We start from the raw sequence: 16,733 nt of genomic DNA, 5'->3' as shown, positions 1-16,733 counted from the left end.
GCGGCGTCACGCTTCCTTGGACAGGTTCGGACCCGCCCCGCCCGCCGCCTCGATCGGCGGCACGTCCGGCAGGGCCGACTTCTCCTCGCCGCGGAAGGTGAACTTCTGCTCCTCACCCTCGCCCTCGGTGTCCACGACCACGATGTGACCGGGGCGCAGCTCGCCGAAGAGGATCTTCTCCGAGAGGCTGTCCTCGACCTCGCGCTGGATCGTCCGGCGCAGCGGCCGGGCGCCCATGACCGGGTCGTAGCCCTTCTTCGCGAGGAGCTCCTTCGCGGACTGGGAGAGCTCGATGCCCATGTCCCGGTCCTTCAGGCGCTCGTCGACGCGGCTGATCATCAGGTCGACGATCTGGAGGATGTCGTCCTGGGTCAGCTGCGGGAAGACGATGATGTCGTCCACACGGTTGAGGAACTCCGGGCGGAAGTGCTGCTTCAGCTCGTCGCTGACCTTCGCCTTCATCCGCTCGTAGTTGGACTTCGTGTCGCCCTGGGCCGCGAAGCCGAGGTTGAAGCCCTTCGAGATGTCCCTGGTCCCGAGGTTGGTCGTCATGATGATGACCGTGTTCTTGAAGTCCACGACCCGGCCCTGGGAGTCGGTCAGACGACCGTCCTCCAGGATCTGGAGAAGGGAATTGAAGATATCGGGGTGGGCCTTCTCGACCTCGTCGAAGAGAACCACGGAGAACGGCTTGCGGCGCACCTTCTCGGTGAGCTGGCCGCCCTCTTCGTAGCCCACGTATCCGGGCGGGGAGCCGAAGAGACGCGAGACGGTGTGCTTCTCGCTGAACTCCGACATGTCGAGGGAGATCATCGCGTCCTCGTCGCCGAAGAGGAATTCGGCGAGCGCCTTGGACAGCTCGGTCTTACCGACACCGGACGGGCCGGCGAAGATGAACGAGCCGCCGGGACGCTTCGGGTCCTTCAGACCGGCTCGCGTACGCCGGATGGCGCGCGAGAGGCCGATGACGGCGTCCTTCTGGCCGATGACGCGCTTGTGGAGCTCGTCCTCCATGCGGAGCAGACGCGAGGACTCCTCCTCGGTCAGCTTGAAGACCGGGATGCCGGTGGCGGTCGCGAGGACCTCGGCGATCAGCTCGCCGTCGACCTCGGCGACGACGTCCATGTCGCCGGCCTTCCACTCCTTCTCCCGCTTGGTCTTCGCGGCGAGGAGCTGCTTCTCCTTGTCGCGCAGGGAGGCGGCCTTCTCGAAGTCCTGCGAGTCGATCGCGGACTCCTTGTCCCGGCGGACGGAGGCGATCTTCTCGTCGAACTCGCGGAGGTCCGGCGGCGCGGTCATCCGGCGGATGCGCATCCGGGAGCCGGCCTCGTCGATCAGGTCGATCGCCTTGTCCGGCAGGAAGCGGTCCGAGATGTAGCGGTCGGCCAGGGTGGCGGCCTGGACCAGGGCCTCGTCCGTGATGGAGACCCGGTGGTGGGCCTCGTAACGGTCGCGCAGGCCCTTGAGGATCTCGATCGTGTGCGGCAGCGACGGCTCGGCGACCTGGATGGGCTGGAAGCGGCGCTCGAGGGCCGCGTCCTTCTCCAGGTACTTCCGGTACTCGTCGAGCGTGGTGGCACCGATGGTCTGGAGCTCGCCGCGGGCCAGCATCGGCTTGAGGATGCTGGCGGCGTCGATCGCGCCCTCGGCGGCGCCCGCACCCACCAGGGTGTGGAGCTCGTCGATGAACAGGATGATGTCGCCGCGGGTGCGGATCTCCTTGAGGACCTTCTTCAGGCGCTCCTCGAAGTCACCGCGGTAGCGGGAGCCGGCGACCAGCGCGCCGAGGTCCAGGGTGTAGAGGTGCTTGTCCTTGAGGGTCTCGGGCACCTCGCCCTTGACGATGGCCTGCGCCAGGCCCTCGACGACCGCCGTCTTGCCGACGCCGGGCTCGCCGATGAGGACCGGGTTGTTCTTCGTACGGCGGGACAGCACCTGCATGACCCGCTCGATCTCCTTCTCGCGCCCGATGACCGGGTCGAGCTTGGACTCGCGGGCCGCCTGGGTGAGGTTGCGGCCGAACTGGTCGAGGACCAGGGACGTCGAGGGGGTGCCCTCGGCAGGACCGCCGGCGGTGGCGGCTTCCTTGCCCTGGTAGCCGGAGAGCAGCTGGATGACCTGCTGCCGGACCCGGTTGAGATCGGCTCCCAGCTTCACGAGGACCTGGGCGGCGACGCCCTCGCCCTCGCGGATCAGGCCGAGCAGGATGTGCTCGGTGCCGATGTAGTTGTGGCCGAGCTGGAGGGCCTCCCGGAGCGACAGCTCCAGGACCTTCTTGGCACGAGGGGTGAAGGGGATGTGCCCGGACGGGGCCTGCTGGCCCTGGCCGATGATCTCCTCCACCTGCTGGCGGACCGCCTCGAGCGAAATCCCGAGGCTCTCCAGGGCCTTAGCGGCGACACCCTCACCCTCGTGGATAAGGCCCAGGAGGATGTGCTCGGTGCCGATGTAGTTGTGGTTGAGCATCCGGGCTTCTTCCTGAGCCAGGACGACAACCCGCCGCGCGCGGTCGGTGAACCTCTCGAACATCGTTAATCGCTCCTCAGAGCGGTCAGTCAGTTAGGGGTCGATCCCCTCCCTGTCCTTCCGCAGCTTAGTCCCGCAAGCGGGGACCGCTCATTCCAACTGCCGACATCCGTCCGGATCACCCCCTTACTTCTTGGGGAGACCTGCTGCCGAACAGCCGACAAATGCTCCAACTCGATGGTGCGAGACGATGTTCCCGCAGGCCAAGCAGTTACCCGCGCCTCCAGTACGCCGATGGCGAACGTGAGACGCTTCGGCCCGACTTCTGCCCGCGAGACGCCCCTCCTCACATGGAATGTCTTACCCGTCAGGACTGACACTCCATGCGGCACACCCCGGGTCCCTCCGCTACGGGCGAACAACCTTGCGCGCTCGAATGCACCCGTACGCCCCCATCATGGACACTCCACGCACTGGATCAAGGACCCTGCGTGACCAAAGTCGCGCGCGGACGTTCCCGGGGTATGACCGTCACCGTCCCGCTCCCCCGCTCGCCGCTCGACGGCGGCGAGGCGTTGGCGCGGTGGTACGAGCACGAGCTCGGCTGGGCGACGGCGGCCGGGCCTCCGGTGCAGCTGGTCACGGGGCTGCGCTTCGACGTCCTGGAGCTGCCGGCGACGGCCGGTCGCGCCGTACTGCGCCGGCTGGGCGCGGCGACCGGTCCGGTGGCCCTGAGGGGACGGCGGATGCGGCTGCTGGTCGCGGCGGGAAGCGCCGAGGAGCTGCCCGGGCTGCTCGACTGGCTGGAGTGGGGCGGGATCTCACTGGATCTGGCGATGCTCGGCACCGACGGCCGGATGACCGCCCCCGCACCCCCTGTGCTCCCCGTGTCCCCCGGAGCTCGGCAGGACGGCCGGTTTCCCCCCGGGCCCTCCGTATGGCTGAGGGCCCCGGAGCCGGGGCGCGAGGTGGAGTCCTCGCTACCGGCCCTGCGGCCCTCCCTGCGCGGGCGCACGGCCGAGGGAGTCGCCCCCTGCCTGGCCAGGCTGGTGGCCGTGGCCGCCGCCGAGTGTCATCGCGCCCGGCTGCTGACCGCTGCCCGGACCCACCGGCCGGAGCCGGCGGCGGGGACGGGCGCTCAGCAGCGGCCGACGCCTCAGCGGTTCGCGTCCTCGTAAGCGGCCTTGATGTCGGCCGGCACGCGGCCGCGGTCGTTCACGTTGAGACCCTGCTCCTTGGCCCACGCGCGGATCTTCGCGGTGTCCTGGCTGCCGCCGGAGGTGGCGACACGGGCCTTGCCACGGGCGCCGGCGGTGCGGCCACCGGTGCGACGGCCACCCTTGGTGTACGGCTCGAGCAGGCCACGGAGCTTGTCCGCGTTGGCGGTGGTGAGGTCGATCTCGTAGGACTTGCCGTCCAGCGCGAACGTCACGGTCTCGTCCGCCTCGCCGCCGTCGAGGTCGTCGACAAGAAGGACCTGAACCTTCTGTGCCACCGGATTTCCTTTCATCGAAAATGCAGTACGCGGAAAGGAAACCGCTTTTCCCGGAAAAACACAAACCCCTGGGAGAGGTTCAGAACCTCGGCATCGCGGGAAACGTGCGCGATTCGGACATAGGCACTCCGAAGCACTCCGCCCCGGTCCCGTCTCACAGGTGCAGAAGCATCCGGCTGTTGCCCAAGGTGTTCGGCTTCACTCGTTCGAGACCGAGGAACTCCGCGACACCCTCGTCATAGGAACGCAGGAGCTCGCTGTAGACATCTCCGTCGACCGGAGTCTCGCCGATCTCGACGAAGCCGTGCTTCGCGAAGAAGTCCACTTCGAAGGTGAGGCAGAAAACCCGCCGCACACCGAGCCAGCGCGCGGTGTGCAGCAACTTGTCGAGCACCTGGTGCCCCACTCCGGCGCCCTTGAAGTCGGGGTCGACGGCGAGAGTGCGGACTTCGGCGAGGTCTTCCCACATCACGTGCAGGGCGCCGCAGCCGACGACGGTGGCGTCGTCGTCGCGTTCGGCGACCCAGAACTCCTGGATGGACTCGTAAAGCGTCACGGTCGCCTTGTCGAGGAGGATGCCGCGGCGCACGAAGGGATCGACGAGTCGGCGCACCGCGGCGACGTCGGAGGTACGGGCGCGGCGCACGGTGACGGCTTTGGCGTAAGGCGCGGGGGACGCCGGCGAGGCGGATGACGCGGATGACATGGGGGGACGTTATCGCCCGGGGCCTTCGGTCCCCTCGCCGCCCTCGGTGTCGGCGGGGGCCGGGTCGGGGTTGTCGCGCTGGACGATACGGATGGCGTCGTTCAGCGCCTCGCGCTGTTCCGGCGACATCATGCCGAAGAAGGCGACGAGGGCGGCGGCGGGGTTGTCGCTCTGCGCCCAGGCCTCGTTCATGAGCGCGGCCGAGTAGGCGGCGCGGGTGGAGACCGCCGTATATCGATAGGCGCGGCCTTCGACTTCCCGGCGCACCCAGCCCTTCTGATGGAGATTGTCCAATACGGTCATGACCGTGGTGTAGGCGATGGACCGTTCCTGCTGGAGATCCTCCAGGACTTCCCGGACGGTCACCGCGCGGTTCCATTGCCAGACGCGGGTCATGACGGCGTCTTCCAGCTCTCCCAATTGACGGGGCACGGCGCCACCTTAGTGCGAGATCACCGAATATGCGTCCACATATGGACGAAACCCCCCAGGAGACAGCAAAAAGGACGTACGGCCGGGCGCTGCCGGTCGTACGTCCTCGGGCGCCGGGGCCGGGCCCGCGCCGCGCCTACGGGGCGGGGGTGCCGTCCTGCCGGGCGGCCTCGGCTCGGGCGAGGGCGGCGTCCACGGCGGCGTCCTCCTTGGCCTTGTTCGGCCCGCCCTGGCTCTTCACGATCACGACGATCAGGGCGGTGAAGAAGATCGCCATCACCACGGGGGGAACGAGCGCGGATACGTAGTCCATGGCGTCCAGCGTAGCTATCCGGCGACGCGTTCCTCGGGCGGGGGCGGGGGTACGGGGCGGCGGCGCGGCGGGAACACCTCGGAGGGCTTGGGCACCGGCCGCTCGCTCGGCGCGGGCGGCTTCGGGCCCGGCCTGGCCGGCCCGGAGGGCGCGGGCGGCTTGGGCCGCTCGTCGGCGGCCCGCCCGCCGGGCAGCGCGAGGAGCCGGGCGCGGGGCCGCGCCGTCGCCTGGGTGACCCGGGCGAGCCGGGCCCGGACGGATCGTTCCGCCAGCAGTCGGCAGCGGGCGAGCAGCCCGGCGGCCGTCGGGTTGCCCCGGAGCGCGCGGAGCGCGGCGAGGTCGTCGGCCCCGGGGTCGTACCCCGCGGCCAGGGCGTCCTGGAGCAGCTCCAGATAGCCGCCGAGAGAACCGGGCAGGGCCTGGCGGTACCGGGCCAGATCGTCGAGGAGGAACGCACGCAGGCGCCCGGCCTCGCGCACGGCCTCGTCCACGGAATCGGCCAGACGCAGGCAGTCCTGCACGTCGTCGTCCTGAAGGGGGGCAGGGTTCAGCGCGGTGGCGAGCGCGCGTCGGAGCACCCGCAGCTCGTCCGCGCTGAACGCCATGCCGCCGCGGGATCCGTAGGGCGTGGGCATGGACCGACGATACGCGCTAATCGGACAAATCCGCCTCTTTTCGATCTTCGCGGCGGCGGATTGAAGCCGTACGGCGCAATGAGGGGGCGGGCCCCGGCCCTGGATGCCGGGGCCCCGCACCTACATCCGCGGCGCGTTGCGCTCGTACACCAGGCGCAGGCCGATCAGGGTCAGCCAGGGCTCGTGGGCGTCTATCTCCTGCGAGTCGGCGAGGACCATGGGGGCCAGGCCGCCGGTGGCGATGACCGTGACGTCGGACGGGTCGCCGGCCGGGCCGACGAGTTCGCGCTTCATGCGGGCGACGACACCGTCGACCTGGCCCGCGTAGCCGAAGACGATGCCGGACTGCATCGCCTCGACCGTGTTCTTGCCGATCACACTGCGCGGACGCGCCAGCTCGATCTTGCGGAGCATCGCGCCCTTCACGCCGAGCGCCTCGACCGAGATCTCGATGCCCGGGGCGATCGCGCCGCCCGCGTACTCGCCGCGCGTCGTGATCGCGTCGTACGTCGTCGCCGTGCCGAAGTCGACCACGATCGCCGGGCCCCCGTACATGTCGACCGCCGCCACCGCGTTGATGACGCGGTCGGCGCCGACCTCCTTCGGGTTGTCCGTGAGGACCGGGACGCCCGTCTTGACGCCCGGCTCCACCAGGACCGCCGACACGTCCCCGTAGTAGCGCCGGGTGACCTCGCGCAGCTCGTGCAGCACCGAGGGGACCGTCGCGCAGATCGCGATGCCGCCGATGCCGTCGCTCAGCTCGACGCCGAGCAGCGGGTGCATGCCCATCAGGCCCTGCAGCAGGACCGCCCACTCGTCGGCGGTCCGGCGCGGGTCCGTGGAGATGCGCCAGTGCTCCACGATCTCCTCGCCGTCGAAGAGACCGAGGACCGTCTGCGTGTTGCCGACGTCGATCGTGAGCAGCATCAGGCGCCGACCTCACGCAGGTCCAGGCCGATGTCGAGGATCGGGGACGAGTGGGTGAGGCCGCCCACCGCCAGGTAGTCGACGCCGGTCGCCGCGTACGCCGCCGCGTTCTCCAGGGTGAGCCGGCCGGAGGACTCCAGGACCGCGCGGCCGGCGACCAGGGCGACCGCCTCCTCCGTCTCGATCGGCGTGAAGTTGTCGAGCAGGATCAGGTCGGCGCCCGCGTCCAGGACCTCGCGGACCTGGTGCATCGTGTCGACCTCGACCTCGATCGGGACGTCCGGGAACTCGTCCCGTACGGCCTTGAACGCCTGCGCCACGCCACCGGCCGCCACCACGTGGTTGTCCTTCACGAGGGCGGCGTCCGCCAGGGACATGCGGTGGTTCACGCCGCCGCCGCAGCGCACCGCGTACTTCTCCAGGGCACGCAGGCCCGGGGTCGTCTTGCGGGTGTCGCGGACCTTGGCCTTCGTGCCCTCCAGGGCGTCCGCCCACGCGCGCGTGGCGGTCGCGATGCCGGACAGGCGGCACAGGATGTTCAGCGCGCTGCGCTCGCCGGTGAGCAGGTCACGGGTGCGGGCGGTGACGCTGAGCAGCTTCTCCCCCGCCGCGACCCGCGCGCCGTCCTCGACGTGCCGCTCGACCTCGAACTCGTCGGTGCAGACGATCGACAGGACCGCCTCGGCGACCCGCAGGCCCGCCACCACACCGGCCTCGCGGGCGGTGAAGTCGGCGGTCGCGACGGCGTCCTCGGGGACGGTCGCCACGGTCGTCACGTCGACCCCGCCGTCGAGGTCCTCGGCGATCGCCAGATGCGCGATGTCCTCGACCTGCACCGGGTCGAGCCCGGCGTCGGCGAGCAGCCCGGCGAGCGCCGGGTCGAGGCCGCACTCGAACTCGTCGGCCTCGCCGCAGCCGCAGCCGTCGCCGCAGCCGCCCGCGGCCTCGGACTCGGCCGGGACGGCGCTGATCTGGATGAGGGGGACGTCCACGGGCTCCGGACGTGCTTCTTCGGGCGTGGTCACGACTGTGGCTCCCAGGGTGCGTCGACGGTTACGGCGTCGGGGGTTACGGGCGGAAAGTCCGCGCCGGCGGTGCGGTGCACCGCCAGCCGGCGGTCGGGCGTCAGACGTACGACGAGATGGCGGCGCCAGGCCGCGTCGTCCCGGTCGGGGAAGTCCTCGCGCCAGTGGCAGCCGCGGGTCTCCGCGCGCTCACGGGCGGCGGCCACCAGGACCCGGGCCACGCACAGCAGATTGGTGGTCTCCCAGGAGTCCACGCCCGGCTCGGCGGCCTTGCGCTCCTCCTCGGCGCCGCGGCGCAGCAGCTCCAGGGCCCCGGCGGCCTCGGCCAGGCTCTCGGCGGAGCGCAGCACGCCCGCGCCGGCGGTCATGGTGCGCTGCACCTCGCGCCGGGCCTCGGGGTCCAGCAGGGGAAGCACCAGGGAGGTGTCGGCCACCGCCGGGCGGCCCTCGCGGTGCGGGCCGTGCGCCGTGATGTCGGCGGCGATCCGCTCGGCGAAGACCAGGCCCTCCAGGAGCGAGTTCGATGCCAGCCGGTTCGCGCCGTGCACACCGGTGCAGGCGACCTCGCCGCACGCGTACAGGCCGGGCACGGTGGTCCGGCCGTGCAGGTCGGTGCGGACGCCGCCGGAGGCGTAGTGGGCGGCCGGGGCGACCGGGATCGGCTCGGCGACCGGGTCCATGCCGTGGGCACGGCAGGCGGCCAGGATGGTCGGGAAGCGCTGCTCCCACATCTCGGCACCGAAGTGGCGGGCGTCGAGGTACATGTGCTCGGCGTCCTGCTCCAGCATCCGGCGCGTGATCGCCTTGGCGACGATGTCGCGGGGCGCGAGCTCGGCCAGCTCGTGCTGCCCGAGCATGAAGCGGACCCCGTCGGCGTCGACGAGATGGGCGCCCTCGCCCCGTACCGCCTCGGAGACCAGCGGCTGCTGGCCCTCGGAGTCGGCGCCGAGGAAGAGCACCGTCGGGTGGAACTGGACGAATTCGAGGTCGGAGACCTCGGCCCCGGCGCGCAGCGCGAGCGCGACGCCGTCGCCGGTGGAGACGGACGGGTTGGTGGTGGCGGAGAAGACCTGGCCCATGCCGCCGGTGGCGAGGACCACGGCGGGGGCGTGGACGGCGCCGACGCCGTCGTGCTGGCCCTCGCCCATCACGTGCAGGGTGACGCCGGCGGTGCGGCCCTCCTCGTCCTTGAGGAGGTCGAGCACGAGCGCGTGCTCGATGAAGCGCACGCCCCGGTCCCGGATCGCCTCGACCAGGGCACGGGAGACCTCGGCGCCGGTCGCGTCGCCGCCGGCGTGCGCGATACGGCGGCGGTGGTGGCCGCCCTCGCGGGTCAGCGCGATCGTGCCGTCGTCGGCCCGGTCGAAGTGGGCGCCGGTGGCGATCAGGCGCCGCACCGCGTCCGGGCCCTCGGTGACGAGGGCGCGCACGGCCGGCTCGTCGCACAGCCCGGCGCCCGCGACGAGGGTGTCGTCCAGGTGCTGCTCGGGGGTGTCGCCCTCGCCGAGCGCGGCGGCGATGCCGCCCTGCGCCCAGCGGGTGGAGCCGGCGTCGAGCCGGGCCTTGGTGACGACGACCGTGCGCAGCCCCGCGGAGGTGCAGCGCAGGGCCGCGGTCAGGCCCGCGACGCCGGAGCCGACCACGACGACGTCGGCCTCGATCGACCAGCCCGGGGCGGGCGCGTCCAGCCGTATTCCGGTCACTTCACGACTCCGAACGTGAGGGGGATGTTGTCGATGAGCCGCGTGGTCCCCACCCGCGCGGCGACGGCGAGGATCGCCTCTCCGTCATGGCCGTCCTCGACCTCGGTGAAATCGGCCGGGTCGACCAGGGCCAGATAGTCCAGCGCGAGCGGCGGCTCGGCATGGGACGCGTCGTCCAGTACGGCACGGGCGGCGGCCCGTACGGCCTCGGCGCCCCCGCCCTCGGCGGCCTGGGCGACCGCGTGGGCGTCGGCGGCGGCACGGGCCTCGCCGAGCCGGGACAGCGCCTCGGCGCGGTTCTCGGCACGGCCCGGGTCGCCGAGCAGCGCGTCGGCGCGGGCGCGCAGTGCCGCCTGGGCGGCGAGCCGGTCGCGGGCGGCGAACAGCGCCCGGGACAGCGCGAGGGCCGTGTGGCGCTCCTCGGGCGACAGATAGCGGTTGCGGCTGGACAGGGCGAGGCCGTCGTCCTCGCGGACGGTCGGCACGCCGACGATCTCGACCGGGAAGTTCAGGTCGCGGGCCATACGGCGGATCAGGGCCAGCTGCTGGGCGTCCTTCTGGCCGAAGAAGGCCAGGTCGGGGCCGGTGAGGTGGAGGAGTTTGGCGACGACGGTGAGCATGCCGTCGAAGTGGCCGGGGCGCGAGGCGCCTTCGAGGCGCTCGCCCATCGGTCCGGCGGTGATCCGCACCTGCGGCTCGCCGCCGGGGTAGACCTCGTCGGCGGAGGGGGCGAACACGACGCTCGCGCCGGCCGCGAAGGCCAGCTCCAGGTCGGCGTCGAGGGTACGGGGGTAACGGTCGAGGTCCTCGCCGGCGCCGAACTGCAGCGGGTTGACGAACACGGTGACCACGACGAAACCGTCGGCGCCGACCCGCGCGCGGGCGGCCCTGATCAGCGTGGCGTGCCCCTCGTGGAGGGCGCCCATCGTCATGACGACGGCGTTGCGGCCGGGCGCCCCGAACCGCGACCGGGCGTCCGCCAGGTCCGCGACGGTGGGGACCAGCTCGCCGGGCTGGTGGCGCCCGGCGCTCTTCTCGGCGATCAGGCTCATCGGTCGTCTCCTTGCGGCCCGTCGGCGGGTCCGGTCGTGCCGCTGCTTCCGGTCGGGCCCGGCGGGGTCTCGGCGGCGAGCACGCCGAGCAGGTCCTCGGCCAGCTCGGGCTTGAGCAGACCGTGCGCGAGGGCGCGGTCGGCGGTCGCGCGGGCCATCGCGAGATAGCCGGCGACGGTGCCGGGGGCGTGCTTGTGCAGCTCCGCCACATGGGCGGCCACGGTGCCGGCGTCACCGCGGGCGACGGGGCCGGTCAGGGCGGCGTCGCCGGACCGCAGCGCGTTGTCCAGGGCCGCGCCGAGCAGCGGGCCGAGCATCCGGTCGGGCGCGGACACGCCGGCCGCGCGGAGCAGCTCCATGGCCTGGGCCACCAGGGTGACCAGGTGGTTCGCGCCGAGGGCGAGGGCCGCGTGGTAGAGCGGCCGGTTCGCCTCGTCGATCCACTCGGGCTCGCCGCCCATCTCGATGACCAGCGCCTCGGCGGCGAGCCGCAGCTCCTCGGGCGCCGTGACGCCGAAGGAGCAGCCCGCGAGCCGCTGCACGTCCACCGACGTGCCGGTGAAGGTCATGGCGGGGTGCAGCGCGAGCGGCAGCGCACCGGCCCGCCGGGCCGGGTCGAGCACCCGCACCCCGTACCGCCCGGAGGTGTGCACGAGCAGCTGGCCCGGGCGCACCGCACCGGTTTCGGCCAGGCCCTCGACGAGGCCGGGCAGGGCGTCGTCGGGGACGGTGAGCAGGACCAGGTCGGCGAGGGCGAGCACCTGGGCGGGCTCGACCACGGGGACGTCCGGCAGCAGGGCCGCGGCGCGCCTGCGGGAGGCGTCGGAGACCGCGGAGACGGCGACGGGCCGGTGTCCGGCGAGCTGGAGTGCGGCGGCGAGGGCGGGGCCCACGCGTCCGGCACCGACGACTCCGACGGTGAGCCGGGCGGGGCGGTCCTCGGCGCGGTCCGCCTGCGGGTGCCGGGGTTCTGGTGGTGCGTTCACGGTTTCGGGTCGGCCTTCCGTTCCAGTCCTCGGTGGGTACCGGACGATTTCTGGTCATGCTACGCCAGCGTTTCGCGCTCGCCCGTGGCTGTCCACAGGGTGTGGGCGGCGGTGTGATGATCTGCTCATGGAGGATCAGAGCGAGACCGAGAAGACCACCGCGGGCGAGGAGTCGGGCCCGGCGTACCGGGCCCGGGTGTGGGGCGGCGCCCCGCGCAAGCTGTGGAACGCGCCGATGGACGGCACCGTGGGCACGCGGCTGCGCGAGCTCGCGGACTGGGCGGACGACTCCGGCCGCGCCGGCCTGCCCCTCGACATGTACGGCAACGGGGTCGTCGAGGAGCTGGAGGAGCGGGTCGCCGAGGAGCTGGGCATGCCCGCCGCGGCCTTCTTCCCCACCGGGACCATGGCCCAGCAGGTCGCCCTGCGCTGCTGGGCCGCCCGCACCGGCGACCCGGTCGTCGCGCTGCACCCGCTGGCCCACCCCGAGGTGCACGAGAACAACGCCTTCGCCGCCGTCAGCGGCCTGCGCACGGTCCACCCGACCGGCGAGCCCCGGCTGCCCACCGCCGACGAGGTGCGCGACCACCCGGAGCCCTTCGGCACCCTGATGCTGGAGCTGCCGCTGCGGGACGCGGGCTTCGTCCTGCCCACCTGGGAGGAGCTGGTGGACGTCGTCGACGCGGCCCGCGAGCGCGACGCGGTCGTCCACTTCGACGGCGCGCGGCTGTGGGACTGCACGACGCACTTCGGGCGCCCGCTCCCGGAGATCGCCGGGCTCGCGGACAGCGTGTACGTCTCCTTCTACAAGTCCCTCGGCGGCATGTCCGGCGCCGCCCTGGCCGGCCCCGACGAGCTGATCGAGGAGGCGCGGATCTGGCGGCACCGGTACGGGGGCCAGGTCTTCCAGCAGTACCCGGCGGCCCTCGCCGCGCTGCGGGGCCTGTCGGAGGAGCTGCCGCGCCTGCCCTCGTACGTCGCCCACGCGCGCGTGGTGGCGGCCGCGGTCCAGGGCGCCCTCGCGGAGCCGGGCGGCCCCGGCTGGTTCCGGGTCCACCCGGAGGCCCCGCACACCCACCAGTTCCAGGTCTGGCTCCCGTACGACCCCGAGGCCCTGACCGCGGCCGCGCTCGCCCAGGCGGAAGCCACCGGCACGACCCTCTTCCGCCGCTGGTTCCCCGCGCCGGCGGGCGGCCCGCCGGGGGTGGCGATGACGGAGCTGACGGTGGGCGGACCGGGCCTGGAGTGGACGCCGGCCGATGTGCGCGCGGCGGTACGGGACTTCCTGGCGCGGCTGTAGCGGCACCGCTTGCGGGGGCGGCCGCCCGTGCCCACACGGGGAGAGGCGGCGGCCCCTCACGCCACCACCGCACCACCGCGCCGCGCGCCGATTGACGCGGGTCGTCAAACGGCGCGACAGCACCCGCCACGGACCCCGCACCATAGGGGGGTGAGCGTGACCATCGACATCACCGGACTGCCGCCCGAGCGGATCACCTTCTGCCCGTCGCCGCTGGCCGAGCTCGCCAACGCGCTGCACGCGCTGGCCGAGCCGGCGCACCACGCCCGCCTGCACGCGTGGACGACGGCGACCTCCGCCGCGCTGAAGCCGGCGCTGGCGGACCGGCTCCTGGAGGCCGACTTCATGTGGCGGTCGACGCGCTCCGACTTCCTGATGCCGGCACAGCCCCGGGAGACCCTGACGGAGGAGCTGGACGACCTCGACCGGATGGACGACGAGACCTTCGTGGGCGCGGCCCTGGAGATCTCGTGCAGCACCAACCACTACCCGAAAGGCCTGCCGTCGCCCCTCACCGACGCGTGGTCGCGACGCCGGGCGCTGGATCTCGCGGCGGCACGCGGCCCGCGCCAGGCCGCGTTCGTGGAGCGGATGCTCGCGGATCCGACCGCCACACGCGCGTGGATCCGGCGCCTGATGGAGGACTGCGAGGACGCGTTCTTCGGCGACACGTGGCGCCGGGTCCGCGTCCAGCTCGCCGCCGACGCCCGGCACAAGACGGAGCTGCTCCGCCGCAAGGGCCTGGCGGAGGCGCTGACGGCGGCGTCGCCGGCGCTGAGCGTGGAGGAGGACGAGCACGGCGGCCGCCGGATCGTCGTGGACAAGCTCGTACACGGCCGCACCGAGGCCCACGGCAGCGCGGTGACACTGCTGCCGAGCGTCTTCGGCTGGCCGCACCTGTTCGCGCTGTACGCGCCCGGCTGGCAGCCGGTGATCCAGTACCCGGTGGCCGCCCACGAGATCGGCGGCACCGAGTCCGTGGAGACGGTGCGGCTGCGCCTGGAGGCGCTGGCGCACCCGATGCGGATGAGCCTGTGCCGGAACCTCTCGCGCAGCGCGTACTCGACGAGCGAGCTGGCGGACGCGTACGGCATCACGGCCCCGGAGGTGTCCCGGCACCTCTCCCTGCTGAAGAAGGCGGGACTGCTGACCACGCAGCGGCGCGGCCGGTACGTGCTGCACCAGCTGGACTTCTCGGCGGTCGCCCGCCTGGGCAGCGACTTCCTGGAATCGGTCCTGCGCTGACCGAAGCCGGTCGAGCCGGTCGAGCCGACCGAGCCGGTCGAGCCGGCCGAGCTGATCGAGCTGGTCGAAGCGGATGTGTCGGTGAGCCGCCGCGGCACCGTTTCCCGGGTCCGTCCGAAAGGCCGCCTCAGCGGCCCCCCGCACCGCCCGCCCGCACCAGCCCCGTCTCGTACGCGAGGACCACGACCTGCACCCGGTCGCGCAGGCCCAGCTTGGTGAGGATGCGGCCGACGTGGGTCTTCACGGTGGCCTCGGAGAGCACGAGGCGGGCGGCGATCTCGCCGTTCGACAGGCCCTGCGCGACGAGCAGCATGACCTCGCGCTCGCGGTCGGTGAGCTTGTCGAGGTCCTTGTGGCCGGTGTCCTTGCCGCTCGACGGCAGCATCGGCGAGAAGCGGTCGAGGAGCCGGCGGGTGGTGGACGGGGCGACGACGGCGTCGCCGCTGTGCACGGAGCGGATCGCGCCGAGCAGTTCGGCCGGCGGCACGTCCTTCAGCATGAAGCCGCTGGCGCCCGCCTTGAGCCCGGAGAAGGCGTACTCGTCGAGGTCGAAGGTGGTGAGGATCAGCACCTTGGGGGCCCCGGGCTCGGAGCAGATCCGGCGGGTGGTCTCCACGCCGTCCAGCTTGGGCATGCGCACGTCCATCAGGACGACGTCGACCTCGGTGCTCCGCAGCGCCTCCAGGGCCTCGACGCCGTCACCGGCCTCGGCCACGACCTCCATGTCCGGCTGGGCGGCGAGCACCATGCGGAAACCGGTGCGCAGCAGCACCTGGTCGTCGACAAGCATGACTCTTACGGAACTTACCGGAGAAGGCGCATCAGAGGCAGTCATACGGCCAGGGTACGCAGACAGGAGCCTCCACCCGGCTGTGTTGCTCGCCGTCGCCGAGCGGATCAGCATGGGGGCACTACGCACGCTTCACCGAGTCGAGGAACTATGGCAGCGGGCACTACCCCGGGGCCTCGAAACCGGAACATGAACGACCTAGCCACCACTATCCGGTGTCTGAGGTAGCGAGCGCTGCCCAAAACGGGCTCTGCGGGCCTCCGCCTCGGTGACCAGAGATCTCCTTCACTCGCCGCCGCACCACCGACGACGACGAGCATCACGCGGGTGACTCCTCCCCACCTGAACGTAGGGGCTTCTCGCTAGACCGTTGCGGCGTCGCGACGGACCAGCCCGGCCCGCAGAACATTCAGGGCGCCCACGGCGTCAGCGTGCGCCTGGTGGCCGCATGAGACGCAGTGGAACTTCTCCTGTGTGGGCCGGTTGTCTGCCGAGACGTGCCCGCATTCGGGGCAGGTCCGGGAAGTGTTGCGGGGGTCCACGGCGATCACTTCCCGTCCGGCACTCTCAGCCTTGGCGTTCAGGATCGCGAGGAACACCCCCCATCCGGCATCAGTGATCGAACGGTTCAGCCCAGTCTTCGCGGCGGCCCCGTTGGCCAGGAATACGCCCGGCTTCTCAGGGTCAGGCCTCGGCGCACGGCTGGCCCTCATGTTGCGGATCTTGAGGTCTTCGTGCGCGATGAAGTCGTGCTCTCTGACCAGGTCGAGAGCGACCTTGTGCGCGTGGTCCAGGCGCTGACGCCGGACCTTGCGGTGCAGGGCAGCGACCTTGGTGACGGCCTTGCGACGACGCTTCGACCCACGATTGCAGCGGCTGAGTGCCTGCTGTGCGACTTCGAGCTCCGCGGCAGCCCTGCGGCCATGGCGGGGGTTGGCGACGTGCTCACCGCTTGAGGTGGTGAGAAAGTTGGCGATACCCATGTCAATGCCGACGACGGCTCCGGTCGCGGGAAGCGGTTCGAGCTCTATCTGTTCAGCGGTCAGCACTACGAACCAGCGCTTGCCTTCACGTTTGACACTGACGGTCTTGACCCTGCCGACCACGGCACGATGCTGGTGCACCCTGACGTGTCCCACGCCCTGAAAACGGACACGGGTAACCGGGTCGTGCGGGAGGGAGTCCCACCGGCAGCCGTCGCCGTCCTTGGGGAAGTCCACCGTGTCGAACCGACCCGCCCCACGAAAACGCGGATAACCCGGTTTCTCGCCAGCCTTGATCCGGCGGAAGAACGCAGCGAACGCCCTTTCGAGGCGCCGCAACGTCGCCTGCTGCGAGGAGAACGACCACCGACCGTGCCGCTCGGCGTCGAACGCCCGGATCTCCCTGAGCTGGGCGGACTGCTGCCCGTACCGGACCGTCGTCCTCGACGTGTGGCGGTAGGCATCTCGGCGCTCCTGCAACGCGCCGTTGTAGAGGGAGCAGTGATCACGGAGCATCTCGCCGAGCGCGATCACCTGACCCGCGGTGGGCCGCATGAGGAACTTGTACGCACGGATCACCCGGTCCACCCCCTTCGGTTACTGCGATCAACGGAGCGAGGCCACCGACAGGGCAGTCCCATCCACCTCGTAATCCGATTAACGACACCCGAGAGG

The 16,733-nt window shown here is 71.8% G+C and carries 16 protein-coding genes; 3 read left to right on the top strand and 13 right to left on the bottom strand.

Annotated elements, in window-relative coordinates; translation table 11 throughout:
• Positions 1 to 6: 6 nt before the first annotated feature.
• Positions 7 to 2,529: an ATP-dependent Clp protease ATP-binding subunit gene (locus AB0M18_RS18695; protein WP_265865349.1), complete on the bottom strand. Its 2,523-nt coding sequence runs from the start codon at positions 2,527 to 2,529 to the stop codon at positions 7 to 9.
• A gap of 461 nt (positions 2,530 to 2,990) precedes the next feature.
• On the opposite strand from AB0M18_RS18695, the gene AB0M18_RS18690 reads away from it, so the two are divergent.
• Positions 2,991 to 3,644, top strand: coding sequence for an SCO3374 family protein (locus tag AB0M18_RS18690; RefSeq protein WP_365759223.1), 654 nt, complete (start codon positions 2,991 to 2,993; stop codon positions 3,642 to 3,644).
• Here the strand turns inward: AB0M18_RS18690 and AB0M18_RS18685 are convergent.
• The 10 genes from AB0M18_RS18685 to AB0M18_RS18640 form a co-directional block, all read right to left on the bottom strand.
• A complete protein-coding gene (locus AB0M18_RS18685; protein WP_365759221.1) occupies positions 3,623 to 3,961 on the bottom strand; it encodes an Lsr2 family protein in 339 nt (112 codons plus the stop codon). The genes AB0M18_RS18690 and AB0M18_RS18685 overlap by 22 nt on opposite strands.
• A 154-nt stretch (positions 3,962 to 4,115) precedes the next feature.
• Positions 4,116 to 4,667 carry an amino-acid N-acetyltransferase gene (locus AB0M18_RS18680; protein WP_365759219.1) on the bottom strand — a complete coding sequence of 184 codons (552 nt, stop codon included), beginning with the start codon at positions 4,665 to 4,667 and terminating at the stop codon, positions 4,116 to 4,118.
• Between the two features lie 9 nt (positions 4,668 to 4,676).
• Complete coding sequence (locus AB0M18_RS18675) at positions 4,677 to 5,099, bottom strand: BlaI/MecI/CopY family transcriptional regulator (protein WP_365759217.1); 423 nt, start codon at positions 5,097 to 5,099, stop codon at positions 4,677 to 4,679.
• Positions 5,100 to 5,235: 136 nt separating this feature from the next.
• Positions 5,236 to 5,412 (bottom strand): hypothetical protein, encoded by a 177-nt coding sequence (locus tag AB0M18_RS18670; protein WP_365759215.1) that lies wholly within the window; start codon positions 5,410 to 5,412, stop codon positions 5,236 to 5,238.
• A gap of 14 nt (positions 5,413 to 5,426) precedes the next feature.
• A complete protein-coding gene (locus AB0M18_RS18665; RefSeq protein WP_365759271.1) occupies positions 5,427 to 6,017 on the bottom strand; it encodes a hypothetical protein in 591 nt (196 codons plus the stop codon).
• A 150-nt stretch (positions 6,018 to 6,167) separates the two neighbouring features.
• Entirely contained in the window at positions 6,168 to 6,974 is an 807-nt protein-coding gene (locus AB0M18_RS18660; RefSeq protein WP_365759213.1) for a type III pantothenate kinase, read from the bottom strand.
• Positions 6,974 to 7,999 (bottom strand): carboxylating nicotinate-nucleotide diphosphorylase, encoded by a 1,026-nt coding sequence (gene nadC / locus AB0M18_RS18655; protein WP_365759211.1) that lies wholly within the window; start codon positions 7,997 to 7,999, stop codon positions 6,974 to 6,976. The genes AB0M18_RS18660 and nadC overlap by 1 nt, the downstream gene beginning before the upstream one ends.
• On the bottom strand, positions 7,996 to 9,702 hold the full coding sequence (locus tag AB0M18_RS18650; RefSeq protein WP_365759209.1) for an L-aspartate oxidase: 1,707 nt from the start codon (positions 9,700 to 9,702) through the stop codon (positions 7,996 to 7,998). The genes nadC and AB0M18_RS18650 overlap by 4 nt, the downstream gene beginning before the upstream one ends.
• Positions 9,699 to 10,754, bottom strand: a complete 1,056-nt coding sequence (gene panC / locus AB0M18_RS18645; protein WP_365759207.1) for a pantoate--beta-alanine ligase — start codon at positions 10,752 to 10,754, stop codon at positions 9,699 to 9,701. Before panC ends, AB0M18_RS18650 begins: the two co-directional genes overlap by 4 nt.
• Positions 10,751 to 11,740 (bottom strand): DUF2520 domain-containing protein, encoded by a 990-nt coding sequence (locus AB0M18_RS18640; protein WP_365759205.1) that lies wholly within the window; start codon positions 11,738 to 11,740, stop codon positions 10,751 to 10,753. Before AB0M18_RS18640 ends, panC begins: the two co-directional genes overlap by 4 nt.
• A 127-nt stretch (positions 11,741 to 11,867) precedes the next feature.
• On the opposite strand from AB0M18_RS18640, the gene AB0M18_RS18635 reads away from it, so the two are divergent.
• Complete coding sequence (locus tag AB0M18_RS18635; RefSeq protein WP_365759203.1) at positions 11,868 to 13,040, top strand: beta-eliminating lyase-related protein; 1,173 nt, start codon at positions 11,868 to 11,870, stop codon at positions 13,038 to 13,040.
• Between the two features lie 150 nt (positions 13,041 to 13,190).
• The gene (locus AB0M18_RS18630; protein ID WP_365759201.1) at positions 13,191 to 14,285 is read left to right on the top strand and encodes a DUF5937 family protein; all 1,095 of its coding nucleotides are present in this window, start codon (positions 13,191 to 13,193) and stop codon (positions 14,283 to 14,285) included.
• A gap of 127 nt (positions 14,286 to 14,412) precedes the next feature.
• Here AB0M18_RS18630 and AB0M18_RS18625 read toward each other — a convergent pair whose 3' ends face one another.
• Together AB0M18_RS18625 and AB0M18_RS18620 are read right to left on the bottom strand one after the other, a co-directional pair.
• Positions 14,413 to 15,075, bottom strand: a complete 663-nt coding sequence (locus AB0M18_RS18625; protein WP_365759198.1) for a response regulator transcription factor — start codon at positions 15,073 to 15,075, stop codon at positions 14,413 to 14,415.
• Positions 15,076 to 15,437: 362 nt separating this feature from the next.
• The gene (locus AB0M18_RS18620; RefSeq protein WP_365759269.1) at positions 15,438 to 16,637 is read right to left on the bottom strand and encodes a transposase; all 1,200 of its coding nucleotides are present in this window, start codon (positions 16,635 to 16,637) and stop codon (positions 15,438 to 15,440) included.
• Positions 16,638 to 16,733 lie beyond the last annotated feature (96 nt).

The sequence above is a fragment of the Streptomyces sp. NPDC051909 genome (genome assembly GCF_040681095.1).
Lineage (GTDB): Bacteria > Actinomycetota > Actinomycetes > Streptomycetales > Streptomycetaceae > Streptomyces.
The sequence above is the reverse complement of the archived record's forward strand: the minus strand, read 5'-3'. Positions and strand labels throughout refer to the sequence as shown.